The following is an 18,170-nucleotide window of genomic DNA, read 5'->3' on the forward strand; positions in this document are numbered from 1 at the left end:
ATTCGCCTGATGCTCGACACCTCGTTTTCGGGAGCGGGCCGCCCGCCGGTCCAGCGCCGCCGCAAGCGCGACGAACGCGGTTTTACGCTGACCGAATTGATGGTCGTGATCTTCATCATCGGGCTGCTCGCGACCGTGGTGATGATCAACGTCCTGCCCAGCCAGGACCGCGCCATGGTGACCAAGGCAAAGGCCGATATTGCAACGCTGGAAACCGCACTCGAACAGTATCGCCTCGACAATCTGACCTATCCGGCATCGACCGATGGATTGAACGCGCTCAGCACGCCGCCGCCCGCACTCGCGCAGCCCGAACGCTATCGCCGCGGCGGCTATATCAAGAAACTGCCCGCCGATCCGTGGGGCCGTCCGTATAATTATCAGGCGCCCGGGCCGAACGGGAAGGCGTTCGACGTCTGGTCGCTCGGCGCCGACGGTGCCCCCGGCGGGACCGACGACAATGCGGATATTCGCAGCGAAGGCTAAGCCGCGCGCGCGTCGGGTCTGGATCCCCGCTTTCGCGCGGACGCGATCATGTGCCGATGATCGCGGCTTCACGCTGGTCGAGCTGATGGTCGTGCTGGCCATCATGGCGCTGGCCGCGACTGCCGTCGTGCTGACCATCCCCGGCGACGAACGCAGCGCGCGCAGCGAAGCCGACCGGCTCGCGGCGCGGCTCGCCGGTGCGCGCGACATTGCGGTGATTGAGGGGCGCAGCGTCGCGGTGAATTTTGCGCCCTCGGGCTATGGCTTCGAGCGGCGAATCGCGGGCGAATGGCAACCGCTGCCCGGTCGCGCGTTCGCACAGCGCAACTGGCCCGGCGACGTGCGTTTTGCCGTCGGCAACGGGCAGGGCGTCGCGCGCATCCTGTTCGACCGCGTCGGGACCAGCCCGACCCCGCAAACGGTGGTGCTGAGCGGCGGCGACGCGCGCGAGATCGTGCGCGTGTCGGCGACGGGGGAGGTCAGCCGTGGCGAATGAGCGTGCCAATCGCTGCGAACGCGGCTTCACCCTGCTCGAAATGCTCGTCGCATTGAGCGTGATCAGCATCGCCGCGCTGACCCTCGTCCGCCTCGATGCCTTTGCGGTACGCACCGCGGGCGATCTCGACGAAAGCACCGTCGCCGGGATTGTTGCGCAGAATCGCGCCGTCGAACTGTGGACCGATCCGGCGCCGCCGACGATCGGCAATAGTGCGATTGGCGTCAGCAACGCAGGACGCAACTGGCGCATCGAGCAGCGGGTGGCGCGGACCGCCGACGATAGCCTGCTGCGCATCGACCTGATCGTTCGCCCCGAAAGCGGGCGCGGGCAGGCGGCGCTGACGATCATTCGGCCGTTGCGATGAAAGACGAGCGCGGCTTTACCCTCATCGAAATGCTCGTTGCGCTGTCGCTGTTCGCGGCAATCGCTTCGATCGGAGTCGGGTTGCTGCGCAGCAGCGTCGATACGCAGGATGCCGTACAGACGCGCTTGCAGGCGATGGGCGGCGTCAACCGGCTGCGCGCGGTGATGGCGAATGATCTGGCGCAGGCGGTCCAGCGATCGACGCGCGGCCCGGCGGGTGAGGCGGTGCCTGCCTTCGTCGGGTCATCGACCGGCTTTGCTTTCGTCCATGGCGGCGCAGCGGCGCTCGACGGGTCGCCGCGTCCCGCAGTCGAACGGGTCGCTTATGCGCTCGTCGGCCGCGAATGGCGGCGCGCGACCCAACCGATGCTCGACGGCGCCGCGTTAAGCGAAGGCGACCGGCTGTTGGGCGAGGTGGCCACGGTCGCGGTGCGCTATCGCGACGAGACGGGCAATTGGGGCGAAAGCTGGCGTTCCGAACCCGGCGACCGCCTGCCGCGCGCGGTCGAGGTGCGCGTATCGCGCAGCGGGCGTGAGGCGCTGACGATGCTGTTTCTGACCGCGCCGACGCTGCCGCCCCCGCCCCCGGTGGCCGAGAACCCGGCGCCATGATCCGCCGTCCGCCCAATGAGCGCGGCGCTGCGCTCCTCACCGTATTGCTGCTCGTCGCAGTAATGGCGGTAATTGCAGCCACCGCACTCGACCGGTTGACGCTCGCGACCCGAATCGCAGGCAGCGCGGCGACGGTCGATCAGGGGCGTGCCTACAGCTTTGCCGCCGAGCAGATCGCGCTGCGCCGCGTCGCCGATCTGGTCGGGCGCGATCCCGCGAAGCTGACGCTCGCGGGCGGCTGGCTGGGGCGCGATTTTACGTTGCCGCTGCCGGGCGGCGAGGGGCGCGCCAAGCTGGTCGACGCGAACAATTGCTTCAATCTCAACAGTCTGGTCGCCGAAACGGTGCCGGGCAAGTTCAGCCAGCGATCGGGATCGATGCGCCAGTTCGGCGAGCTGATGGTGCTGCTCGGGATCGACGCCGGCGAGGCACAGGCGATTGCAGGCGCCACCGCCGACTGGATCGACAGTGACGGCAACGACGGGCCGCTGGGTGCCGAGGACAATGTCTATCGCTCGCTGCCGGGCGCTTATCTCGCCGCCAACCGCAAGATGGCCGACGTCAGCGAACTGCGCGCGGTGCGCGGGGTTACGCCGAAAATCTATGCGCGGCTGAAGCCCTGGGTCTGCGTGCTGCCGGTGACCGATCCGGTACGGCTCAATGTCAACACGCTCGCGCCCGAGCAGGCGCCGCTGGTCGGGATGCTGCTGCCCGGTGAAATGACACTCGCCGATGCGCGGGCGGCGCTGGCCGCGCGGCCTGCGGGCGGCTATGGCAGCAGCGTGCGATTCTGGGAGGCAGCGGCGCTTGAGCGGTTCGACCCGCCAACCGACGTGGCCGAGCAGGCGGGGGTGACCAGCCGCTGGCTGACGCTGACGACGGATGTGACGATGGGGGACGGGTTTTTGACGGCAGTTTCGCTCATCGATGCCAATGGCGGCGCGCCGTCCGCGGGGCTGGCAGCGCCAGTGATCGTCCGCCGCGATTGGGGTGAGAGCGACTGATATGAGCCGCACGCTGGTTCTGTGGCTGCCGCCCGTGGCGTCGCTCGGCGATGGAGACGCTCCCGATCCCGCATGGCTACGCGTCGATGACGGTGTGATCGTCGATAGCGGGCAGGACGACGGCTGGGTCGATGCGTGGGAAAAGCCGCGGGATGATGGACCCGACGATCGGCTGATCGCGCTGGCCCCCGCCGCCGACGTGCCGCTGCGCTGGCGGCACTATCCCGACGCAGCCCCCGCGCAGGCCGCGTCCGCCGCGCGGCTCGATACATTGAAGGACAGTCTGGGCGACGGCGCCCTGTTGCATATCGTCGCGGGCCAGCCGATCGAGGCGGGGCAGGCCGTGCCGGTCGCCGTGACGACCCATGCTGCGATGACGGCATGGACCGACTGGCTGAAGGCTCGCGGCCTGTCGCCCGCCGCGATCATCCCCGCCGCCGCTGCCGTGCCGCCGCCCGAACCCGACAGCCTGTGGACGGCAGAGGTGGGCGGCGAACAGATCGTGCGTGCTGCCGATCATGCCTATCGCTCCGATCCCGACCTCGACCCGCTGATCGCGGGCGGCCGTAATATCGCGCCGCTTGATGGCGACCGGATGCGCGAGGCGTTGCTGATGACGTTGGCGACGCCGCCGCTCGATCTGCTCAGCGGCGGCTGGAAGCCGAAGCGCAGCTGGTCGCTCGACCCGGCGCTGCTGCGGCTGGCCAAGCGGCTGGCGATCGCGCTGCTGATCGTCAGCCTGCTGATCCCGATCATCCATGCCGTGCGTCTGTCGTCGGACACCAGCCGTGCCGATGATGCGGTGGTCGCGATGGCGAAAAAGGCGGGCATCACCGCACCCGACGCCACGACGGCCGAGGCTGAGCTTGATCGCCGACTCGCGGCCGCAGGTGGCGGGCCGCTGGCGTTTTCGGTCCCCGCGTCGGCGCTTTACGATGCCATGCGCGATACACCCGGCGTCGCGCTCAAGACGCTGTCGCACCGCACCGACGGCACGCTGACCACGACGCTGGCGGCGCCGCGGGTCGAGGATCTGAATGCGGTGCTGCTCGCGCTGCAAGCGCGCGGTTACCGTATCACCGCCCAACCGACGGCGGGTAGCGACGGCCAGCAGATGGCCAATATCACGATCCGGGCGGTGCCATGACCGAGCGTTTGCAAAATTGGTGGCTTGGCCTGTCGCAGCGCGAACGCTGGCTGGTCGGTATCGCGGGCCTATTAGCGCTCGGGGTCGTCCTGTGGGGCCTCGGACGCCCGGCCTATGGCGCTATAGTCGATCTGGAGAACCAGCATCGCGCCGCGATCGAGCGCGAGGGCCGCGTCGCGGCGAAAGTGCAATTGCTGGCGCAACGTCCGGCGAAGTCGGTCGCAGCCGCCGTCGATGCGATGGCGATCGACCAATTTCTCACGCAATCTGCCAGCGAGATCGGGCTAACCCTTGACCGCAACGAGGCACGCGGCGCGGGGCAGGCGACGATTGCGATCGCGACGGCGCGTGCGCCGGTACTCACCGACTGGCTGGCGTCGCTGGAGGGGCAGGGCTTTGTCATCGACCAGTTGACGATCACCCCCGCCGCCGACGGCACCGTCGGGCTGACCGCCGAATTACGAAAGGGCGGGCAATGAGCTTGCGGCAACGCTGGGGCATCGCCGCGCTGCTGCTGGCGCTGATCCTGATCATCGCGACATTTCCGATGCGCCTCGCGCTGGCATGGTCGGGCGCGACCGATGCCGGAGTGACCGCGCGCGAAGTGCGTGGGTCGGTGTGGGCAGGCGAACTGGTCGAGGCGCGGCTGGGCGCGCTGCCGCTTGGAACGGTGCGCGCCAGCCTTTCCCCGCTGGCGCTGCTCGGCGGCGACACCGAACTCGCTTTTTCGCGCCCTGACGAGCGGCTGGGCGCGCTGGCCGGGCGGCTGCATGGCAGCAACCCGCGCGGGGTGTCCGACGTCAATGGCAGGACGACGATGTCGGGCGGACTGGGGATGATCCCGGTCGATACCGTCCGCTTCGAAGGCGCGACGCTGCGGTTCGACGCCGCCGGGAAATGTACAAGCGCCAGCGGGCGCATCCAGCTGGCGGTCACCGCGCCGATCGCCGGGCTCGACCTGTCGCGCGGCCTGTCGGGGCCGCTACGCTGCGCGAACGGGCGCGCCCAGGCGGCGCTGGCCAGCCAGTCGGGGATGGAGCGGCTGACCCTCTCGTTCGACGGCAACGGTGCCTACCGCGCGCAATTCGCGATCAATGTCGACCGCGACCCGGCGATGGCAGCGGCGCTCGCGGCGCTGGGTTTCAAGGCCGGTTCGGGCGGCTTCGTGCTGGCGACCACGGGCCGCTTCTGACGTGACCTTTCTCGATGCCTTGCCCTTCGGCATGGGCGTCGTCTTGGCCGCGCTGATCGGACTTGTCCTTGGCAGCTTTCTCGCGACCTTGGTGCTGCGCTGGCCCGCCGGGCGATCGGTGCTGGGCCGCTCGCAATGCGATGGATGCCAGCGGGCGCTCGGGTCGCTGGAGCTTGTTCCTATGTTGTCGGCCTTATGGCTGCGCGGGCGGTGCCGCGGATGCGGAGCCCGCATCGATTGCTTTCACATGCTGGTCGAGCTGGGTGCGGCGCTGATCGGCGGTGCGGCGCTGGCCCTGCTGCCCGGCACGTCGGGCTGGCTCTGGGCGTTATTCGGGTGGTTGCTGCTGCCCCTTGCTTTGCTCGACGCGCGGCATTTCTGGCTCCCCGATCGGTTGAGCGCGGTCTTGGCGGTCACCGGCCTTGTGTTGGCGGGGCCGCTGCTCGGCGCGTCCCTGCTCGACCGCTGGATCGGCGCGCTGGTGGGTGGCGGCGCACTTGCGCTCATCGCCTGGGCCTATCGCCGCACGCGCGGCGGTGAGGGCATGGGCGGCGGCGATCCCAAACTGGTCGCGGCGATCGGCTGCTGGCTCGGCTGGCAGGCGCTGCCGCTGATGTTGCTGCTCGCCAGCCTGGGTGGCATCGCCTGGGCGCTTGCTGCCCAACGAAAAGGGGACCAGCCGCTGGCCCAGCGACCGGTCCCCTTTGGTGTCTTTGCCTGCACCGCCGCTTTCCTGGCGGTGCCGCTGTGGCCGCTTATTGCCCGATGACGACGGTCACCGCGCGGCGGTTCTTCGCATAGGCGTCTTCGGTCGATCCGAGTTCGGCGGGGCGTTCCTTGCCATAGCTGATGACATTGATCCGCGACGGGTCGATACCAAGCGAGGCGAGATAGTTTTTCGCGGCATTGGCGCGGCGCTCGCCCAGCGCGATGTTGTAATCGCGGGTCCCGCGTTCGTCGGCATGACCCTCCAGCGTGACGCGAACCGCCGGGTTACGCTGCAACCACTGCGACTGGCTCTGGAGCGTCGCCATGTCGGCGCTGTCGACGTTATACTGGTCGAAGTCGAAGAAGATGCGGTCGCCTTCGAGGCCGACGCTCGCAAGGAAATCTTCCTGCGACCCCGGCACGACCCCGGTGCCGGTGCCCGCGCCAGTATCGGTGCCGGTGCCTTCGGGAACCGGCGGCAGCGTTTCGGGAGCCTTTTTCGCGCAGGCGCCAACGGCAAGCATGGTGATCGCCGCGATCATCGCGGTGCTCTTGCGTATCGTCATGTCGTCTGTCCTCTTGTTGTTGCTCGGAAAATTTCGTCTCGGCCCGTTTTTCGCCGTTTTAAGCCAATATGTGAACCCTGAGAGCCAGTTTTGGTTCCCCTTTGGTTATGGCAGCACCGGCCCCCAGCTGGGGTCCGATCCATCCTGCGGGGTCGGCAGACGGCGCAGATTGACGCCGGTCAGATCGACCTGCCACAGGCTCGACTTGCCCTCGCGCCCCGGGCTGGTACGGAAAAACTGGATGACGCGGCCGTTCGGCGACCAGGTCGGCGCCTCGTCCTGCCAGCTGTTGGTCAGCATCCGCGCGCCGCCGCCCGACGGCGTCATGACGCCGATACGGAATTCGCCGCCGCCCATGCGGGTGAAGGCGATCAGGTCGCCGCGCGGCGACCATTCGGGGGTCGCGGCGCGGCCGCCGCCAAAGCTGATCCGTTGCTGGTTCGATCCGTCGATGTTCATCGTATAGATTTGCTGACTGCCCGACCGGTCGCTTTCGAACACGATCTTGCGGCCGTCGGGCGAAAAGCTGCCGCCGACGTCGATGCCCGGCGTGCTGGTCAGCCGCACCGGGGTGCCACCATTGGCCGAGATACGATAGATGTCGGTGTTGCCGCCGACCGCCATCGAATAAAGGATCTGCGATCCATCGGGCGACCAGCGCGGCGCGAAGGTCGCATTGCCGCTTTCGGTGACCAGCTTCTGCGACCCCGCTGCGATGTCGTAGATGAACACGCGGACGCGGTTGTTCAAATAGCTGACGTATACGATCTTTTTGTAATCGGGCGAGAATCGCGGCGAAATGGCGAGCGACTGGCCGTTGGTGATGAAGCGGTGGTTGCCGCCGTCGCTGTCCATGATCGCAAGGCGTTTGATGCGGTTCCCCTTGGGGCCGCTTTCGGCGATATAGGCGACACGGCTGTCAAAGAAGGGCGCCTCGCCCGACAGGCGCGAATAGATGGCGTCCGCGCATTTGTGCGCGGCACGGCGCCAGTCGCCGGGCTGAATCTCGAACCCCTTGCGGACCAGCTCGCTACCGAGCGCGGTATCATAGAGATAACAGCCGACGACCAGTCCGCCGGTGCCGCTGGCATCGACAAAACCGTGAACGACATTTTCGGCGTTGCGCGCCTGCCAGTCGGCAAAGCGCGGCGCCTGAACTTCGGCGCGGGTGACGGCGCGGACGCCATTGGGTCCGAAAGGATCATACAGGCCGCTGCGTTCAAGGTCGGCGGCGATGACTTCGGCGATCTGGCGGCCCAGCGTGTCGGTGCGCAGGCCCGCAACGGTCTGCACCGACGAGGTTGCCAGCGACGGGATGGCGATGACGGTGCGTTCGTTCGACAGCTCGCCTTCCACAGTCTCGCTCAAACGTGGTCCTGCAGGTGCCACGGGGTCAGCCGTTTGTGCAAAGAGTGGGCTGGATACCTGTAGGGCAACGCCCAAGCTGAGAAGAAGAATTGTCTTGGTCATCACTACCTCTTGAAGAAAGTTAAGTCGGATTCTTGCCAGAAACTGTAGCCTTCTTCCGAAAGATCAAAAGGCGAGGCGAGTTCGATTGCTCGCTTTGCACACTCCTGATGGCGGGCGACTTGGGGTTTGTTACTGTCATTTTGGCCCGTAGTCGTTACGCTTGTGAAACCGGCCAACTTTCCAGCCCGCGTAAGCGTGAATTCAATTTTAGTGACGAGTTCGCTCACATCGACGCCGGTTACAGAGCATCTGTTCCAGTATGGGCGAACCTTTGCGTTGATCGAAGCTCTGATTTCGCTTTGAGTTTGAGCGCCAACCGCCGCAGCAGGGGCGCCCTTGCTCGCGGGTGCTTTGGGCTGCGATTTCGACAGGCCTTCGGCGATGCCGTCGAGGCGCCCGGTGGGGCGCGCCGGGCGATCTTTGGCCGGGGCTGCCTTGGGCGCGGCCTTGGGCTGCGCCTTGGCGGCGGCGGGCGGGGTCTGTTTCGGCTGCGCCTTCGGCTGAGCGACCTGCTTCGGGGTTGGCGCAGGCGTCGGGCGGACGATCGGTTCGGGCAGCGGCGGCGCAGGCATCGGTTCGGGCGCGGTGATGTCGACCGCTTCCTCTTCGCCCAGCCGCGCCGCGGGGGGCGTTTCGCTGATCACCGGCGCGGTCGATTGCACCGCGGTTTCGGCGATCAGGTCGACCTCCATCGGCGGGTTGTCGAAACGCCGTTCGCCCGCGGTCCATTGCACCGACAGCAGGCCGATGATGACGACATGCGCCGCCACCGCGATGGCAAAGCCGCGTCCTTCTTTCCCCCTCACTGCCCGTGTTGCGGCCATGCTGTGACCCTATTGCCCAGTTTCTGAACCGTCGGTGACCGCGGCTTCGGCAGGCTGTGCGCTGTCGGCGCCGCCCTCTGCGCCGGTGGTCACTAGCGAAATGCGTGTCAGCCCGGCGCGGTTCAGTTCGCCCATGATGCGCATGACACGGCCATAATCGAGCCCCTTATCCGCCCGCAGCATGATCTGGCGCGGCTTGTCCGCGCCCTGCCGCTCGCGCACGATGGCGTCGAGCCGCGCCGGAAGTTCGGCTTCGGGCACCACCTCCTCGCCGATATACAGCGTGTCGTCGGCGTTGATCGACAGTTGTACCGGTTCCTGCTCCTCGGTCTCGACCGGCTTGGCGCGGCTTTCGGGCAGGTCGATCGGCACGGCGGAGGCGAGCAAGGGCGCGGTGATCATGAATATGATCAGCAGCACCAGCATCACATCGACCAGCGGGGTGACGTTGATGTCGGCGATCGGCGCGCGGCGATGGCCGCGACCGCGCCGTCCGCCGATGCCGCCCGAGGGACCGGTCATGCCCATCAGGCCTCGACCTCCAACTCGCGGCTAAAGGTCGCGTGCAGCCCGTCGGCGAAGCGGCCGAGCCGCGATTCGAGCCGGTTCAGCCGCTGCGAAAAGGCGTTGTAGGCGATCACCGCCGGGATCGCCGCGAACAGCCCGATCGCGGTCGCGAATAAGGCTTCGGCGATGCCCGGCGCGACGACGGCGAGGCTGCTGTTATTCTCGGCCGCAATTGCGGTGAAGCTGCGCATGATGCCCCACACGGTGCCGAACAGCCCGACGAAGGGCGCGACCGAACCGATGGTGGCCAGCGTACCGATCTTTTCGGCAAGGCGATCGACTTCGCCCGCGACCGCGCTGTTCATCGCGATGCCGAGGCGTTCGCGCGTGCCGTCGCGATCGACATTTTTGGTCTTGGTTGACCGGCGCCATTCGCTGATCCCGGCGCCGAGCACCTTGGCGCTCGGCAATTCCTCGCTGCCATTTTTGTCGAAAAATTTGTCGATATTGTCGGCGCGCCAGAAATCGCGTTCGAAGTTTTCGGACGCCCGCATCAATTTGCTGACACTGCGGCCGTGGGTGAAGATCACCTTCCAGACATAGATCGACGCCAGCAACAATCCGATCATCACCGCTTTCACGATGATATCGGCCTGCAGGAACAGCGCGACCGGGGACAGGGTCGCCGCGTCGGCGGCCAGCGAGATATTGTCTAGCAAGGGAAAGTCTCTCCATTCATGATGGCGGTAAAGCGGTCGGCCCAGCCCGTCGGCTGACGGCGCGGGCGGCCGGTGGGCGACAGAAAGGCGGCGGTGACCCGACCGTCGGTCAATGTCTCGCCGGTTAACGTGTCAGTTCCGCGAAGGATGCGCTGCGCGATGATCACGCTGGCGCCGCGCACCGCCTGAACCGTGCTGACGACGAGCAGATCGTCGTCGAGCCGCGCGGGGCGTTGGTATTTGATCGTCAGGTCGGTGACCGCCCAGCTGCCCTCGCCCGCGTCCATCGCGGCGCGCTGGTCGATGCCCGCGATCCGCAGCATGTCCGACCGCGCGCGCTCCATATAGCGCAGGTAATTGGCGTGATAGACGATGCCCGACAGGTCGGTATCCTCGAAATAGACGCGCGCCCGATACTGATGCGCTGCCCCGACAAAGGCGCCGGGAACGAAGGGGGGCGGGGCGTTTACCATGGGATTGATCGATAGCGGCCCTTCGACTCGTCGCATACCCCTGATCAACGGTTCGTCGCAGATGGGGGCCGTTTGGTGGGAGATGATGGGGGGAATCCGCTATATTTTTGTAGCCCGTGCCCCTGCGGAGGCAGGGGGCCATCACCGGACGCTTCGTTGCTGAGCTGCGTCTGCTTTAAGGATTGATGAGGTCAGGTCATCTCACTCGTCATTGCGAGCGAAGCGAAGCAATCCAGGGCGGTTTACGCTACTCTGGATTGCCGCGTCGCCTTCGGCTCCTCGCAATGACGATCCTGATTGAAGTCGTGCTGCGTTTGTGTGACGTCCGGTGATGGGCCCCTGCCTCCGCAGGGGCGCGGTCACTTGCCGTTGTCGAACAAACCGTCCTGCGATCCCGCGGGGGGATTGATCCCCAGATGCTTCCACGCGCTGGCATTCAGCATCCGCCCGCGCGCGGTGCGCGCGATCAGGCCGACCTGAAGGAGATAGGGTTCGATCACATCCTCGATCGTGTCGCGCGGTTCGGACAATCCCGCCGCCATCGTCTCGACCCCGACCGGGCCGCCGCGGTAAATATCGGCGATCATCGTCAGGTAGCGCCGGTCCATCGCGTCGAGCCCCAGCGCGTCGACTTCCAGCCGGTTGAGCGCGGCGTCGGCGGCTTTCGCATCGACGATCGCGTGACCCGCGACGGTCGCGAAATCGCGCACCCGCCGCAGCAGCCGCCCGGCGATGCGCGGGGTGCCGCGCGAGCGTTTGGCAATCTCCAGCGCGCCGTCGGCGGCGATCGGCAGCGACAGCAGCCGCGCGGCGCGGGTGATCACCTGCTCCAGCTCGCCATGGGTGTAGAAATTGAGCCGCACCGGGATGCCGAAACGGTCGCGCAGCGGTGTCGTCAGCAGCCCCTGCCGCGTCGTTGCGCCGACGAGGGTGAATTTGGGCAGGTCGATGCGGACGCTTCGCGCCGACGGCCCTTCACCGATCATGATGTCGAGCGCGCGGTCCTCCATCGCGGGGTAGAGGATTTCCTCGACCGCGGGCGACAGCCGGTGGATTTCGTCGATGAACAGCACGTCGCCGTCCTCGAGATTGGTGAGCAGCGCGGCAAGGTCGCCCGCCTTGGCAATCACCGGGCCACTTGTCGACCGGAAACCGACGCCGAGCTCGCGCGCGACGATCTGCGCCAGCGTCGTCTTACCGAGCCCCGGCGGGCCGTAGAAGAGGACATGGTCGAGCGCATCGGAGCGCGACTTGGCCGCCTCGATAAAGATCCGCAGATTCTCGCGCGCCGCAGCCTGGCCGACGAACTCGGCGAGCGTTTTGGGGCGCAGCGCGGCGTCGGCGTCTTCGGGGGTACGGATGGGGGTGGTGAGGTCGGTCAAGTCAGCATCCCAGTTGCGCTGCCAACGCGGTCAGGCTGTCGGCGCTATACGCCCAATCCTGCGCCGCGTCGGCATCGGGTGCGCGGGCGCCGCCATATTCCATGGGGCGGTGGATATAGGCGGTCATCAGCCCGCAACCCCGCGCGGCGGCGAGATCGCTGTGGTGCGAGGCGACGAGGCAAAGCTCGTGCGGCGCGAGCCCCAGCGCATCGGCGGTCGCAAGATAAGCCGCGGGTTGTGGTTTGTACGCGCGGGCATATTCGGCGCCGAGGATGGCGTCCCATATGATCCCGGCGCGGCGTGCCATATCGATCATCAGCGACACATTGCCATTCGACAGCGTGACGACGGGAAAGGCGGTGCGCAGCCGCGCGATCCCCGCAACGCTGTCGGGCCAGGGATCGAGCCGGTGCCAGGCGTCGGTCCAGTCGGCGAGCAGCGTCTGGTCGAGCGCGGCGGGGTCGATGCCCTGCGCGTCGAGCACGGCACCCAGCATCTCGCGGTGCAGGATGTCGAGTTTGACGAAGCCGCGCTGCCCGCCGCTGACCGCCGCCATCGCGGGCAGGTAGCGGCGGCGCCACTGGTCGGCGAAATCATGCGGGTCGATGTCGCTGCGATCGATCTTAGCAAGGAACGTCGCGGATTCGCGGGCGATGCTGCTGCGCCAGTCGACGACGGTGCCGAACACGTCGAAGGCGAGAGCTTTGGGGCGGCGGGCGGCGGCGGGCTCAGTCATAATGTTCTATTGCATCGCCCGTGATCGAAACCCAAGGCTCCATGCGGTCCTCGTACACCGAATAGTCGGGGGTAAAGCCGTGACCGGGCGCGAAATTGCCGAGCGGAATGGCATAGGCGTCATGATAGGGCCGCGCGCGGTACCAGACGCCTGAACCGCAGGTGCCGCAAAAGCAGAAGTCGGCGGGGTTGCCGCTGGCGCCGGTACATTGCCACATGCGCGCCTTGTCCTCACCCTCGATGCGGACCTGTTCGGCGGGGAAGCGGACCTGCGCGGCAAAGGCGCTGCCGCTGCGCGCCTTGCACTCGCGGCAATGGCACGCCGACACGCGGATCGGCTCGCCGGTGCAGGCGACGCGGATTTCGCCGCAGCGGCAGGATGCGTGGCGGGTGGGGGTCGTGATATTCGGCGCTTCAGTCTCCATCCGTCACCCGCCCTGATCGCCTGGCTTTAGTGGTATCGCTGCCGCACCCACAGCAAATCCGAGCTGGCCAGAAAGAATGGCGGGCGCTTTCCAGTTCAAACCCTTGTGCGGGCATTTTGTCGAACACCGACTGACCGCATTCGGGACAGGCTTTGGAAGAGAGAAGAGACCCAAGCCACTCGCAAAAAGGTGGAGTATCGGTGCCTGGACTCCAGCGACCCGCAGCGACCACGATCCCGACAAGGAAAATCCACGCGGGAGGTAGCTCGTTGTCGATCCCATTTGTTGCTGCAAACAGGGCGGAAATGGCGCCCAAAATCCACCAAATCACCATGCCACCGCCAAACAGCCCCAAGACACGCATCGCCAGCCATACAGGGTAGGGGGCAAGGCCTAACCCCAATTGGCGTGTATCTCGTGGGGCGTCGCGCGGAGGTTGGTCGTCCATTACTTTGCCGCTTTCTTGAGCGCCACGCGGACCAAGGCATCGAGGCTCGCATCCGCGCCCAGCTCTTCGCTCGCCGCCGCAACCGCGGCGCTCGCTTCGCCGGGTTTGAAGCCGAGGCCGGTGAGGGCGGTGACGGCGTCGGCGAGGGGGCCGGGGGTGGTGGCCACGTAGGAGGCGCTGCTGCCCGATATGCCGCCGAGCGCGCCGGCCTTGTCCTTCAGTTCATGCGTGATCCGCTGCGCCAGCTTTGGGCCGACGCCGTTCGCGCGCGCGATCATCGCGCTGTCGCCGCTGGCCAGCGCGCGTTGGAGGTCGGTGATTTCGAGCGCCGAGAGGATCGCGAGCGCAACTTTCGCACCGACGCCCTGGACGCTGGTGAGCAGGCGGAACCAGTCGCGTTCCTCGGCCTTGGCAAAGCCGAGCAGGCGCAGGAAATCCTCGCCGACCAGCATCTCGGTGTGGATTGTCACGTCGCCGCCGGTGGGGCCGAGCGCGTCGAGGGTGCGCGCCGATGCCTCGACCAGATAACCGACGCCGCCGACGTCGATCACCGCATGGCCTGCGCCGCTGGAGTCGAGCCGTCCGGTGAGTTTTGCGATCATGCGCCCGTGCTAGCGTGATGAGAACGAAAAGGGAATCAATTTCCCGCCGCCACCTGCTTCGTGACCTTCGAATAGGCCTTTCCTACATTATCCGGCTGTGTCAGCCTTCATGGGTCTTTTCAGGCTCGGGATACGGCCGGACGAGTCGGGCGCCTCATGGGGCCAAGGGAACGTCGTTGGGCTGAACTTTCCTGAACTTTGAACTATCGTGATGTCAAGCTGCGGTGGTTCGCGTGGCATATCGCGACCGCCAGCGCATCCGCGGCGTCCGGCCCCGCGACCTTTGCGCCGGGGAGCAACACGCGCAGCATCGCCTGCACCTGTTCCTTTGCCGCGGTGCCGGTGCCGACGATCGCTTTCTTCACCAGTCGGGGGGCATATTCGCCGACCGTCAGCCCTGCGTGCGCGCAGCCGAGCAGGACGACGCCGCGGGCGTGGGCGAGCTTCAACGTCGATTGCGGGTTGTCGTTGACGAACACCTCCTCGACTGCGGCGCTGACCGGCGCGTGATCGGCGATCACCGCCGTCAGCACGGTATCGAGATGCGCGAGACGGTCGGGCAAGGATGCCTTGGCGTCGGTCTTGATCTGGCCATTCGCGATATGGCTGATCCGGCTGCCCTCGACGCGGATCACGCCCCAGCCGGTGCAGCTGAGCGAGGGGTCGAGGCCGAGGATGATCATGGGTTGCCGCTCGTGTCGAGCGTAGTCGAGACACCCCGAAGGCCAGCACGACCGATGGGCATCTCGACTTCGCTCGATGCGAACGGGTTTTTGCGTTTAGCCAAGCTTTTCCATCACCGCGTCGGGGATCTCGTAATTGCCCCACACGGTCTGGACATCGTCATCGTCGTCGAGCGTGTCGATCAGCTTGAACAGCGTCTGAGCGGTCGCTTCGTCGCTGATTTCGCTTTTCAGCGTCGGGCGCCATGCCAGCTTCACGCCTTCGGCTTCGCCGAGTTTCGCTTCGAGCGCCTTGGCAACTTCATGCAGGCCTTCGACTTCGGTCCAGATATCGTGACCGTCCTCGGACGATTCGACGTCGCTGGCGCCTGCGTCGAGCGCAGCTTCGAACACCGTGTCGGGGTCGCCCGCCTTGGCGGGATAGCTGATCAGCCCGAGCCGGTCGAAGCCATGGGATACGCTGCCCGACGTGCCGAGGTTGCCGCCGTTCTTGGCAAAGGCCGTGCGGACGTTGGTCGCGGTGCGGTTGCGGTTGTCGGTCAGCGCCTCGACGATCAATGAAACGCCGCCGGGGCCATAGCCTTCGTAACGGATTTCTTCGTAATTATCGCCGTCGCCGCCCGCCGCCTTGTCGATCGAACGCTGAATATTGTCCTTGGGCACCGACTGCGCCTTGGCGGCGTTGATCGCGGCGCGCAGGCGCGCATTCGCGTCGGGATCGGGCAGGCCCATTTTCGCCGCGACGGTGATTTCCCGCGATAGCTTGGAAAATAGCGAACTGCGCTTTTTGTCCTGCGCACCCTTGCGGTGCATGATGTTCTTGAATTTACTATGGCCGGCCAAGCCACCCTCCATCGGTCAATTTGAAAGCTGGCGCCGCCCTACAGCGGCCGCCAACAAGAGACAACAGCGTCAAATGACGACCGCCGTCCCCGACGCGCTGACCATCAGCATCGAGCCATTCTGGCCGAGCACTTCATAGTCAAGGTCGACCCCGACCACCGCGTTGCCGCCCAGGCGCGCCGCTTCGGCTTCCATCTCGGCGATCGCTTCCTTCCGGGCGCGGGCCAGGACATCCTCATATTTGCCCGAGCGGCCGCCGACGATGTCGGTGATACTGGCGAACAGGTCGCGGAACAGGTTCGCGCCGACGATCACTTCGCCGGTGACGATGCCCAGATATTCGCGGGCCGGACGGCCTTCGACAGTGTTGGTGGTGGTGCTGAACATCGTCACTCTCCTGTGCTGATATTGGCTGGGGCTCAATCGATGCCGAGCGCCGATTTGTAAACGTCGAGGATCGCTTCCATTTCCTTGCGGTCGTTGACCGGCAATTTGCGCAGGCGAACGATCTGGCGCATGATCTTTGGATCATAACCCTGCGATTTCGCTTCGTTATAGGTGTCGCGAATGTCGTCGGCGACGCCCTTTTTCTCTTCTTCCATCCGTTCGATGCGCTCGATGAAAAGGCGCAATTGTTCGTCGGATACGGTGGCTTCGCTCATTTTATGCTCCGGTGATTGGGATGATGCGGCGCGAGAATCGCGGTTGGCGCGTCCCTAAAGCCCCAGAGGATTTTTGGCCATGCTTTCTTGGGCTGAGTTCTCACTCGGGCGGAAACGCCTGACGCTTGCCGCCCAGTTTGTGGACGACGCCGCGGCGCATGACAAAATCGATCGTTTCGAGCGCGGTGACGTCGGCGAGTGGGTCGCCGCCGACAGCAATGATGTCGGCCTCGTGCCCCGGCAGGATCGCCCCGATCGGCCGGTCGAGTTCGGCGGCATTGTCGATGGTCGCAGCCTTGATCGCCTGCGCCGGGGTCATCCCGGCCTTGACCATCAGCGCAAATTCCTTGGCGTTGTCGCCATGCGGCGCGACGCCCGAGTCGGTGCCGAACAGGATGCGGACATTGCCCTTTACCGCGCGCGCGATGCTGTTGGCGTGGGCGGCCGCGGCTTCCTCGGCCTTAGCCAGCTGCGGCCCCGGGGCGTCGCCGCGCCGCGCCTGCGCCAGCGCGGCGATCGGCGCGACCGCGGTCGGCACCAGCGCTGCATTCGACGCCTTGAACAGTTTGACAGTCTCATCGTCGATGAAGCTGCCATGTTCGATCGAATCGACCCCGGCGCGCAGCGCGGCGTCGATGCCTTCCTTGCCATGCGCATGGGCGGTGACCTTGCGGCCAAAGCTGTGCGCGGTGTCGACGACCGACTTCATTTCGGCATCGGACATCTGCTTGCCCAGCCCGCCTGCGACATTCGAGCGAACGCCGCCGGTTGCGGCGAACTTGATTACCTCGGCGCCCAGCGAGATCTGCGCGCGGACGGCGCTGGCGCAGCCATCCGGCCCGTCGCAGATGTTGGTGCGCTCGGCCGCAACCGCGTGGGTCAAGGTGCGGTTCAGCCCGTTGACACCGCCATGGCCGCCGGTGACCGAAATCATCGTCCCCGCGGGAATGACGGTGGGGCCAACGATGACGCCATTGTTGATCGCATCGCGCAGCGTCGTTGTGGTCCGGCCGTCGCCGCCCAGATCGCGCACGGTCGTAAAGCCCGCTTCGAGCGTGCGGCGCGCGTTCCCCTGCGCGATGACGAACACATCCTCGACGTCGCGCCCGGAGCTTTCGAGGCGGCTGCGCAGCAGATTATCGTCGCTGGAGATATGGACGTGCATGTCAATCAGCCCGGGCAGGACAAAGGCGGTCTTCAGATCGACGACCCGCGCATCGCCCTCGGGTGTCGCAAAGCCGTCGCGCACTTCGGCGATCTTGCCGTCGCGCACGATGATCGTCGATGGGCCGCGCGGTTCGCGGCCCGGCTGGTCGAGCAGGCGACCGGCATGGATATAGGTGGTCGTGGATGGCTGTGCGGCGAGCGGCGGGCTCGCGATCAGTCCTGCCGCGATCGTCGCTGCGGCCCATGTCATGCGCATCCGATAGTCTCCCTGTTGGCCGCCCCGGCATATCGCTCGATCATGTCGCGAAAGCTGGGCGGTAGCAAGATCAGCTATGCGGGTTCTTCGCCATGCTTTCTTCCATCCGCGCCAGTTGTTCGGGGGTGGCCGCGGTATGATGCATCGCCTTCCATTCGGCGGTCGGCATGCCGTGGACGATCGCCCGGCCGGTCTCCTTGTCGATGCCGCCCGCCTCGGCGATCCAGTCGCCCAGGCAATTGCGGCAGAAACCGGCGAGCCCCATAAGGTCGATGTTGGCGGCGTCACTGCGATGCTGGAGCAAGCGGACCAAGCGGCGGAAGGCGGCGGCGGCCACCGCGTCGTCCAAGCCGTCGAGGGCGTCGTCGGTACGGGTCTGATCGTCGCTGCAGGACAT

The 18,170-nt window shown here is 66.3% G+C and carries 26 protein-coding genes; 9 read left to right on the forward strand and 17 right to left on the reverse strand.

The genetic code is table 11. The features are described from left to right. Nucleotides 1–9 precede the first annotated feature (9 nt). The 9 genes from gspG to J2X44_RS06450 are packed head-to-tail and all read left to right on the forward strand — an operon-like array spanning nt 10 to nt 6,072. Complete coding sequence (gene gspG / locus J2X44_RS06410; RefSeq protein WP_405053396.1) at nt 10–486, forward strand: type II secretion system major pseudopilin GspG; 477 nt, start codon at nt 10–12, stop codon at nt 484–486. Next, nucleotides 461–982 (forward strand): GspH/FimT family pseudopilin, encoded by a 522-nt coding sequence (locus J2X44_RS06415; RefSeq protein ID WP_310088698.1) that lies wholly within the window; start codon nt 461–463, stop codon nt 980–982. The genes gspG and J2X44_RS06415 overlap by 26 nt, the downstream gene beginning before the upstream one ends. Further along, the gene (gene gspI, locus J2X44_RS06420; RefSeq protein WP_310088699.1) at nt 972–1,349 is read left to right on the forward strand and encodes a type II secretion system minor pseudopilin GspI; all 378 of its coding nucleotides are present in this window, start codon (nt 972–974) and stop codon (nt 1,347–1,349) included. Before J2X44_RS06415 ends, gspI begins: the two co-directional genes overlap by 11 nt. Beyond that, a complete protein-coding gene (gene gspJ / locus J2X44_RS06425; RefSeq protein ID WP_310088700.1) occupies nt 1,346–1,960 on the forward strand; it encodes a type II secretion system minor pseudopilin GspJ in 615 nt (204 codons plus the stop codon). Before gspI ends, gspJ begins: the two co-directional genes overlap by 4 nt. After that, nucleotides 1,957–2,964, forward strand: a complete 1,008-nt coding sequence (gspK, locus tag J2X44_RS06430; protein WP_310088701.1) for a type II secretion system minor pseudopilin GspK — start codon at nt 1,957–1,959, stop codon at nt 2,962–2,964. The genes gspJ and gspK overlap by 4 nt, the downstream gene beginning before the upstream one ends. A gap of 1 nt (nt 2,965) precedes the next feature. Beyond that, nucleotides 2,966–4,111 carry a type II secretion system protein GspL gene (gspL, locus tag J2X44_RS06435; protein WP_310088702.1) on the forward strand — a complete coding sequence of 382 codons (1,146 nt, stop codon included), beginning with the start codon at nt 2,966–2,968 and terminating at the stop codon, nt 4,109–4,111. Beyond that, nucleotides 4,108–4,590: a type II secretion system protein GspM gene (gene gspM, locus J2X44_RS06440; protein ID WP_310088703.1), complete on the forward strand. Its 483-nt coding sequence runs from the start codon at nt 4,108–4,110 to the stop codon at nt 4,588–4,590. Before gspL ends, gspM begins: the two co-directional genes overlap by 4 nt. Continuing rightward, complete coding sequence (gspN, locus tag J2X44_RS06445; RefSeq protein WP_310088704.1) at nt 4,587–5,303, forward strand: type II secretion system protein N; 717 nt, start codon at nt 4,587–4,589, stop codon at nt 5,301–5,303. Before gspM ends, gspN begins: the two co-directional genes overlap by 4 nt. A 31-nt stretch (nt 5,304–5,334) precedes the next feature. Then, entirely contained in the window at nt 5,335–6,072 is a 738-nt protein-coding gene (locus tag J2X44_RS06450) for a prepilin peptidase (RefSeq protein ID WP_405053397.1), read from the forward strand. Here the strand turns inward: J2X44_RS06450 and pal are convergent. The 17 genes from pal to J2X44_RS06535 form a co-directional block, all read right to left on the reverse strand. Next, complete coding sequence (gene pal / locus J2X44_RS06455) at nt 6,059–6,577, reverse strand: peptidoglycan-associated lipoprotein Pal (RefSeq protein WP_310088706.1); 519 nt, start codon at nt 6,575–6,577, stop codon at nt 6,059–6,061. The two genes, J2X44_RS06450 and pal, sit on opposite strands and share 14 nt — an antisense overlap. Before the next feature lie 105 nt (nt 6,578–6,682). Then, entirely contained in the window at nt 6,683–8,047 is a 1,365-nt protein-coding gene (gene tolB, locus J2X44_RS06460; RefSeq protein WP_310088707.1) for a Tol-Pal system beta propeller repeat protein TolB, read from the reverse strand. Nucleotides 8,048–8,049: 2 nt separating this feature from the next. Beyond that, complete coding sequence (locus tag J2X44_RS06465) at nt 8,050–8,853, reverse strand: hypothetical protein (RefSeq protein ID WP_310088708.1); 804 nt, start codon at nt 8,851–8,853, stop codon at nt 8,050–8,052. 27 nt (nt 8,854–8,880) lie between these two features. Continuing rightward, nucleotides 8,881–9,399: a protein TolR gene (gene tolR / locus J2X44_RS06470; RefSeq protein ID WP_310088709.1), complete on the reverse strand. Its 519-nt coding sequence runs from the start codon at nt 9,397–9,399 to the stop codon at nt 8,881–8,883. After that, nucleotides 9,399–10,097, reverse strand: a complete 699-nt coding sequence (tolQ, locus tag J2X44_RS06475) for a protein TolQ (protein ID WP_310088710.1) — start codon at nt 10,095–10,097, stop codon at nt 9,399–9,401. The genes tolR and tolQ overlap by 1 nt, the downstream gene beginning before the upstream one ends. After that, nucleotides 10,091–10,570, reverse strand: coding sequence for a YbgC/FadM family acyl-CoA thioesterase (locus tag J2X44_RS06480; RefSeq protein ID WP_310088711.1), 480 nt, complete (start codon nt 10,568–10,570; stop codon nt 10,091–10,093). The genes tolQ and J2X44_RS06480 overlap by 7 nt, the downstream gene beginning before the upstream one ends. Nucleotides 10,571–10,929: 359 nt before the next feature. Next, complete coding sequence (gene ruvB, locus J2X44_RS06485) at nt 10,930–11,952, reverse strand: Holliday junction branch migration DNA helicase RuvB (RefSeq protein ID WP_310088712.1); 1,023 nt, start codon at nt 11,950–11,952, stop codon at nt 10,930–10,932. 1 nt (nt 11,953) lies between these two features. Continuing rightward, on the reverse strand, nt 11,954–12,688 hold the full coding sequence (locus J2X44_RS06490; protein ID WP_310088713.1) for a haloacid dehalogenase type II: 735 nt from the start codon (nt 12,686–12,688) through the stop codon (nt 11,954–11,956). Next, on the reverse strand, nt 12,681–13,112 hold the full coding sequence (locus J2X44_RS06495; RefSeq protein ID WP_310088714.1) for a GFA family protein: 432 nt from the start codon (nt 13,110–13,112) through the stop codon (nt 12,681–12,683). The genes J2X44_RS06490 and J2X44_RS06495 overlap by 8 nt, the downstream gene beginning before the upstream one ends. After that, nucleotides 13,102–13,446: a hypothetical protein gene (locus tag J2X44_RS06500; RefSeq protein WP_310249220.1), complete on the reverse strand. Its 345-nt coding sequence runs from the start codon at nt 13,444–13,446 to the stop codon at nt 13,102–13,104. The genes J2X44_RS06495 and J2X44_RS06500 overlap by 11 nt, the downstream gene beginning before the upstream one ends. Nucleotides 13,447–13,559: 113 nt before the next feature. Further along, nucleotides 13,560–14,162, reverse strand: coding sequence for a Holliday junction branch migration protein RuvA (gene ruvA / locus J2X44_RS06505; protein ID WP_310088716.1), 603 nt, complete (start codon nt 14,160–14,162; stop codon nt 13,560–13,562). Between the two features lie 203 nt (nt 14,163–14,365). Next, nucleotides 14,366–14,845 carry a crossover junction endodeoxyribonuclease RuvC gene (gene ruvC, locus J2X44_RS06510; RefSeq protein ID WP_310088717.1) on the reverse strand — a complete coding sequence of 160 codons (480 nt, stop codon included), beginning with the start codon at nt 14,843–14,845 and terminating at the stop codon, nt 14,366–14,368. A gap of 96 nt (nt 14,846–14,941) precedes the next feature. Further along, a complete protein-coding gene (locus J2X44_RS06515; RefSeq protein WP_310088718.1) occupies nt 14,942–15,688 on the reverse strand; it encodes a YebC/PmpR family DNA-binding transcriptional regulator in 747 nt (248 codons plus the stop codon). 69 nt (nt 15,689–15,757) lie between these two features. Then, nucleotides 15,758–16,075, reverse strand: coding sequence for a heavy metal-binding domain-containing protein (locus J2X44_RS06520; RefSeq protein ID WP_310088719.1), 318 nt, complete (start codon nt 16,073–16,075; stop codon nt 15,758–15,760). Between the two features lie 32 nt (nt 16,076–16,107). Next, the gene (locus J2X44_RS06525; RefSeq protein ID WP_088441254.1) at nt 16,108–16,350 is read right to left on the reverse strand and encodes a DUF2312 domain-containing protein; all 243 of its coding nucleotides are present in this window, start codon (nt 16,348–16,350) and stop codon (nt 16,108–16,110) included. Nucleotides 16,351–16,450: 100 nt separating this feature from the next. Beyond that, nucleotides 16,451–17,773 (reverse strand): amidohydrolase family protein, encoded by a 1,323-nt coding sequence (locus J2X44_RS06530; RefSeq protein ID WP_310088720.1) that lies wholly within the window; start codon nt 17,771–17,773, stop codon nt 16,451–16,453. A 70-nt stretch (nt 17,774–17,843) separates the two neighbouring features. Further along, complete coding sequence (locus J2X44_RS06535) at nt 17,844–18,170, reverse strand: DUF1244 domain-containing protein (protein ID WP_310088721.1); 327 nt, start codon at nt 18,168–18,170, stop codon at nt 17,844–17,846.

The sequence above is a fragment of the Sphingopyxis sp. BE259 genome, from assembly GCF_031457495.1.
Taxonomy (GTDB): domain Bacteria; phylum Pseudomonadota; class Alphaproteobacteria; order Sphingomonadales; family Sphingomonadaceae; genus Sphingopyxis.

Coding starts and splice junctions, on each gene's coding strand:
- gspM (WP_310088703.1), top strand. CDS start 4,108: ATGACCGAGCGTTTGCAAAATTGGTGGCTTGGCCTGTCGCAGCGCGAA.
- J2X44_RS06480 (WP_310088711.1), bottom strand. CDS start 10,570: ATGGTAAACGCCCCGCCCCCCTTCGTTCCCGGCGCCTTTGTCGGGGCA.
- gspK (WP_310088701.1), top strand. CDS start 1,957: ATGATCCGCCGTCCGCCCAATGAGCGCGGCGCTGCGCTCCTCACCGTA.
- J2X44_RS06450 (WP_405053397.1), top strand. CDS start 5,335: ATGGGCGTCGTCTTGGCCGCGCTGATCGGACTTGTCCTTGGCAGCTTT.
- J2X44_RS06530 (WP_310088720.1), bottom strand. CDS start 17,773: ATGCGCATGACATGGGCCGCAGCGACGATCGCGGCAGGACTGATCGCG.
- gspN (WP_310088704.1), top strand. CDS start 4,587: ATGAGCTTGCGGCAACGCTGGGGCATCGCCGCGCTGCTGCTGGCGCTG.
- tolB (WP_310088707.1), bottom strand. CDS start 8,047: ATGACCAAGACAATTCTTCTTCTCAGCTTGGGCGTTGCCCTACAGGTA.
- gspG (WP_405053396.1), top strand. CDS start 10: ATGCTCGACACCTCGTTTTCGGGAGCGGGCCGCCCGCCGGTCCAGCGC.
- J2X44_RS06535 (WP_310088721.1), bottom strand. CDS start 18,170: ATGTCCTGCAGCGACGATCAGACCCGTACCGACGACGCCCTCGACGGC.
- gspJ (WP_310088700.1), top strand. CDS start 1,346: ATGAAAGACGAGCGCGGCTTTACCCTCATCGAAATGCTCGTTGCGCTG.
- J2X44_RS06490 (WP_310088713.1), bottom strand. CDS start 12,688: ATGACTGAGCCCGCCGCCGCCCGCCGCCCCAAAGCTCTCGCCTTCGAC.
- tolR (WP_310088709.1), bottom strand. CDS start 9,399: ATGGGCATGACCGGTCCCTCGGGCGGCATCGGCGGACGGCGCGGTCGC.
- J2X44_RS06525 (WP_088441254.1), bottom strand. CDS start 16,350: ATGAGCGAAGCCACCGTATCCGACGAACAATTGCGCCTTTTCATCGAG.
- J2X44_RS06500 (WP_310249220.1), bottom strand. CDS start 13,446: ATGGTGATTTGGTGGATTTTGGGCGCCATTTCCGCCCTGTTTGCAGCA.
- J2X44_RS06520 (WP_310088719.1), bottom strand. CDS start 16,075: ATGTTCAGCACCACCACCAACACTGTCGAAGGCCGTCCGGCCCGCGAA.
- J2X44_RS06495 (WP_310088714.1), bottom strand. CDS start 13,112: ATGGAGACTGAAGCGCCGAATATCACGACCCCCACCCGCCACGCATCC.
- ruvA (WP_310088716.1), bottom strand. CDS start 14,162: ATGATCGCAAAACTCACCGGACGGCTCGACTCCAGCGGCGCAGGCCAT.
- pal (WP_310088706.1), bottom strand. CDS start 6,577: ATGACGATACGCAAGAGCACCGCGATGATCGCGGCGATCACCATGCTT.
- gspL (WP_310088702.1), top strand. CDS start 2,966: ATGAGCCGCACGCTGGTTCTGTGGCTGCCGCCCGTGGCGTCGCTCGGC.
- J2X44_RS06415 (WP_310088698.1), top strand. CDS start 461: ATGCGGATATTCGCAGCGAAGGCTAAGCCGCGCGCGCGTCGGGTCTGG.
- ruvC (WP_310088717.1), bottom strand. CDS start 14,845: ATGATCATCCTCGGCCTCGACCCCTCGCTCAGCTGCACCGGCTGGGGC.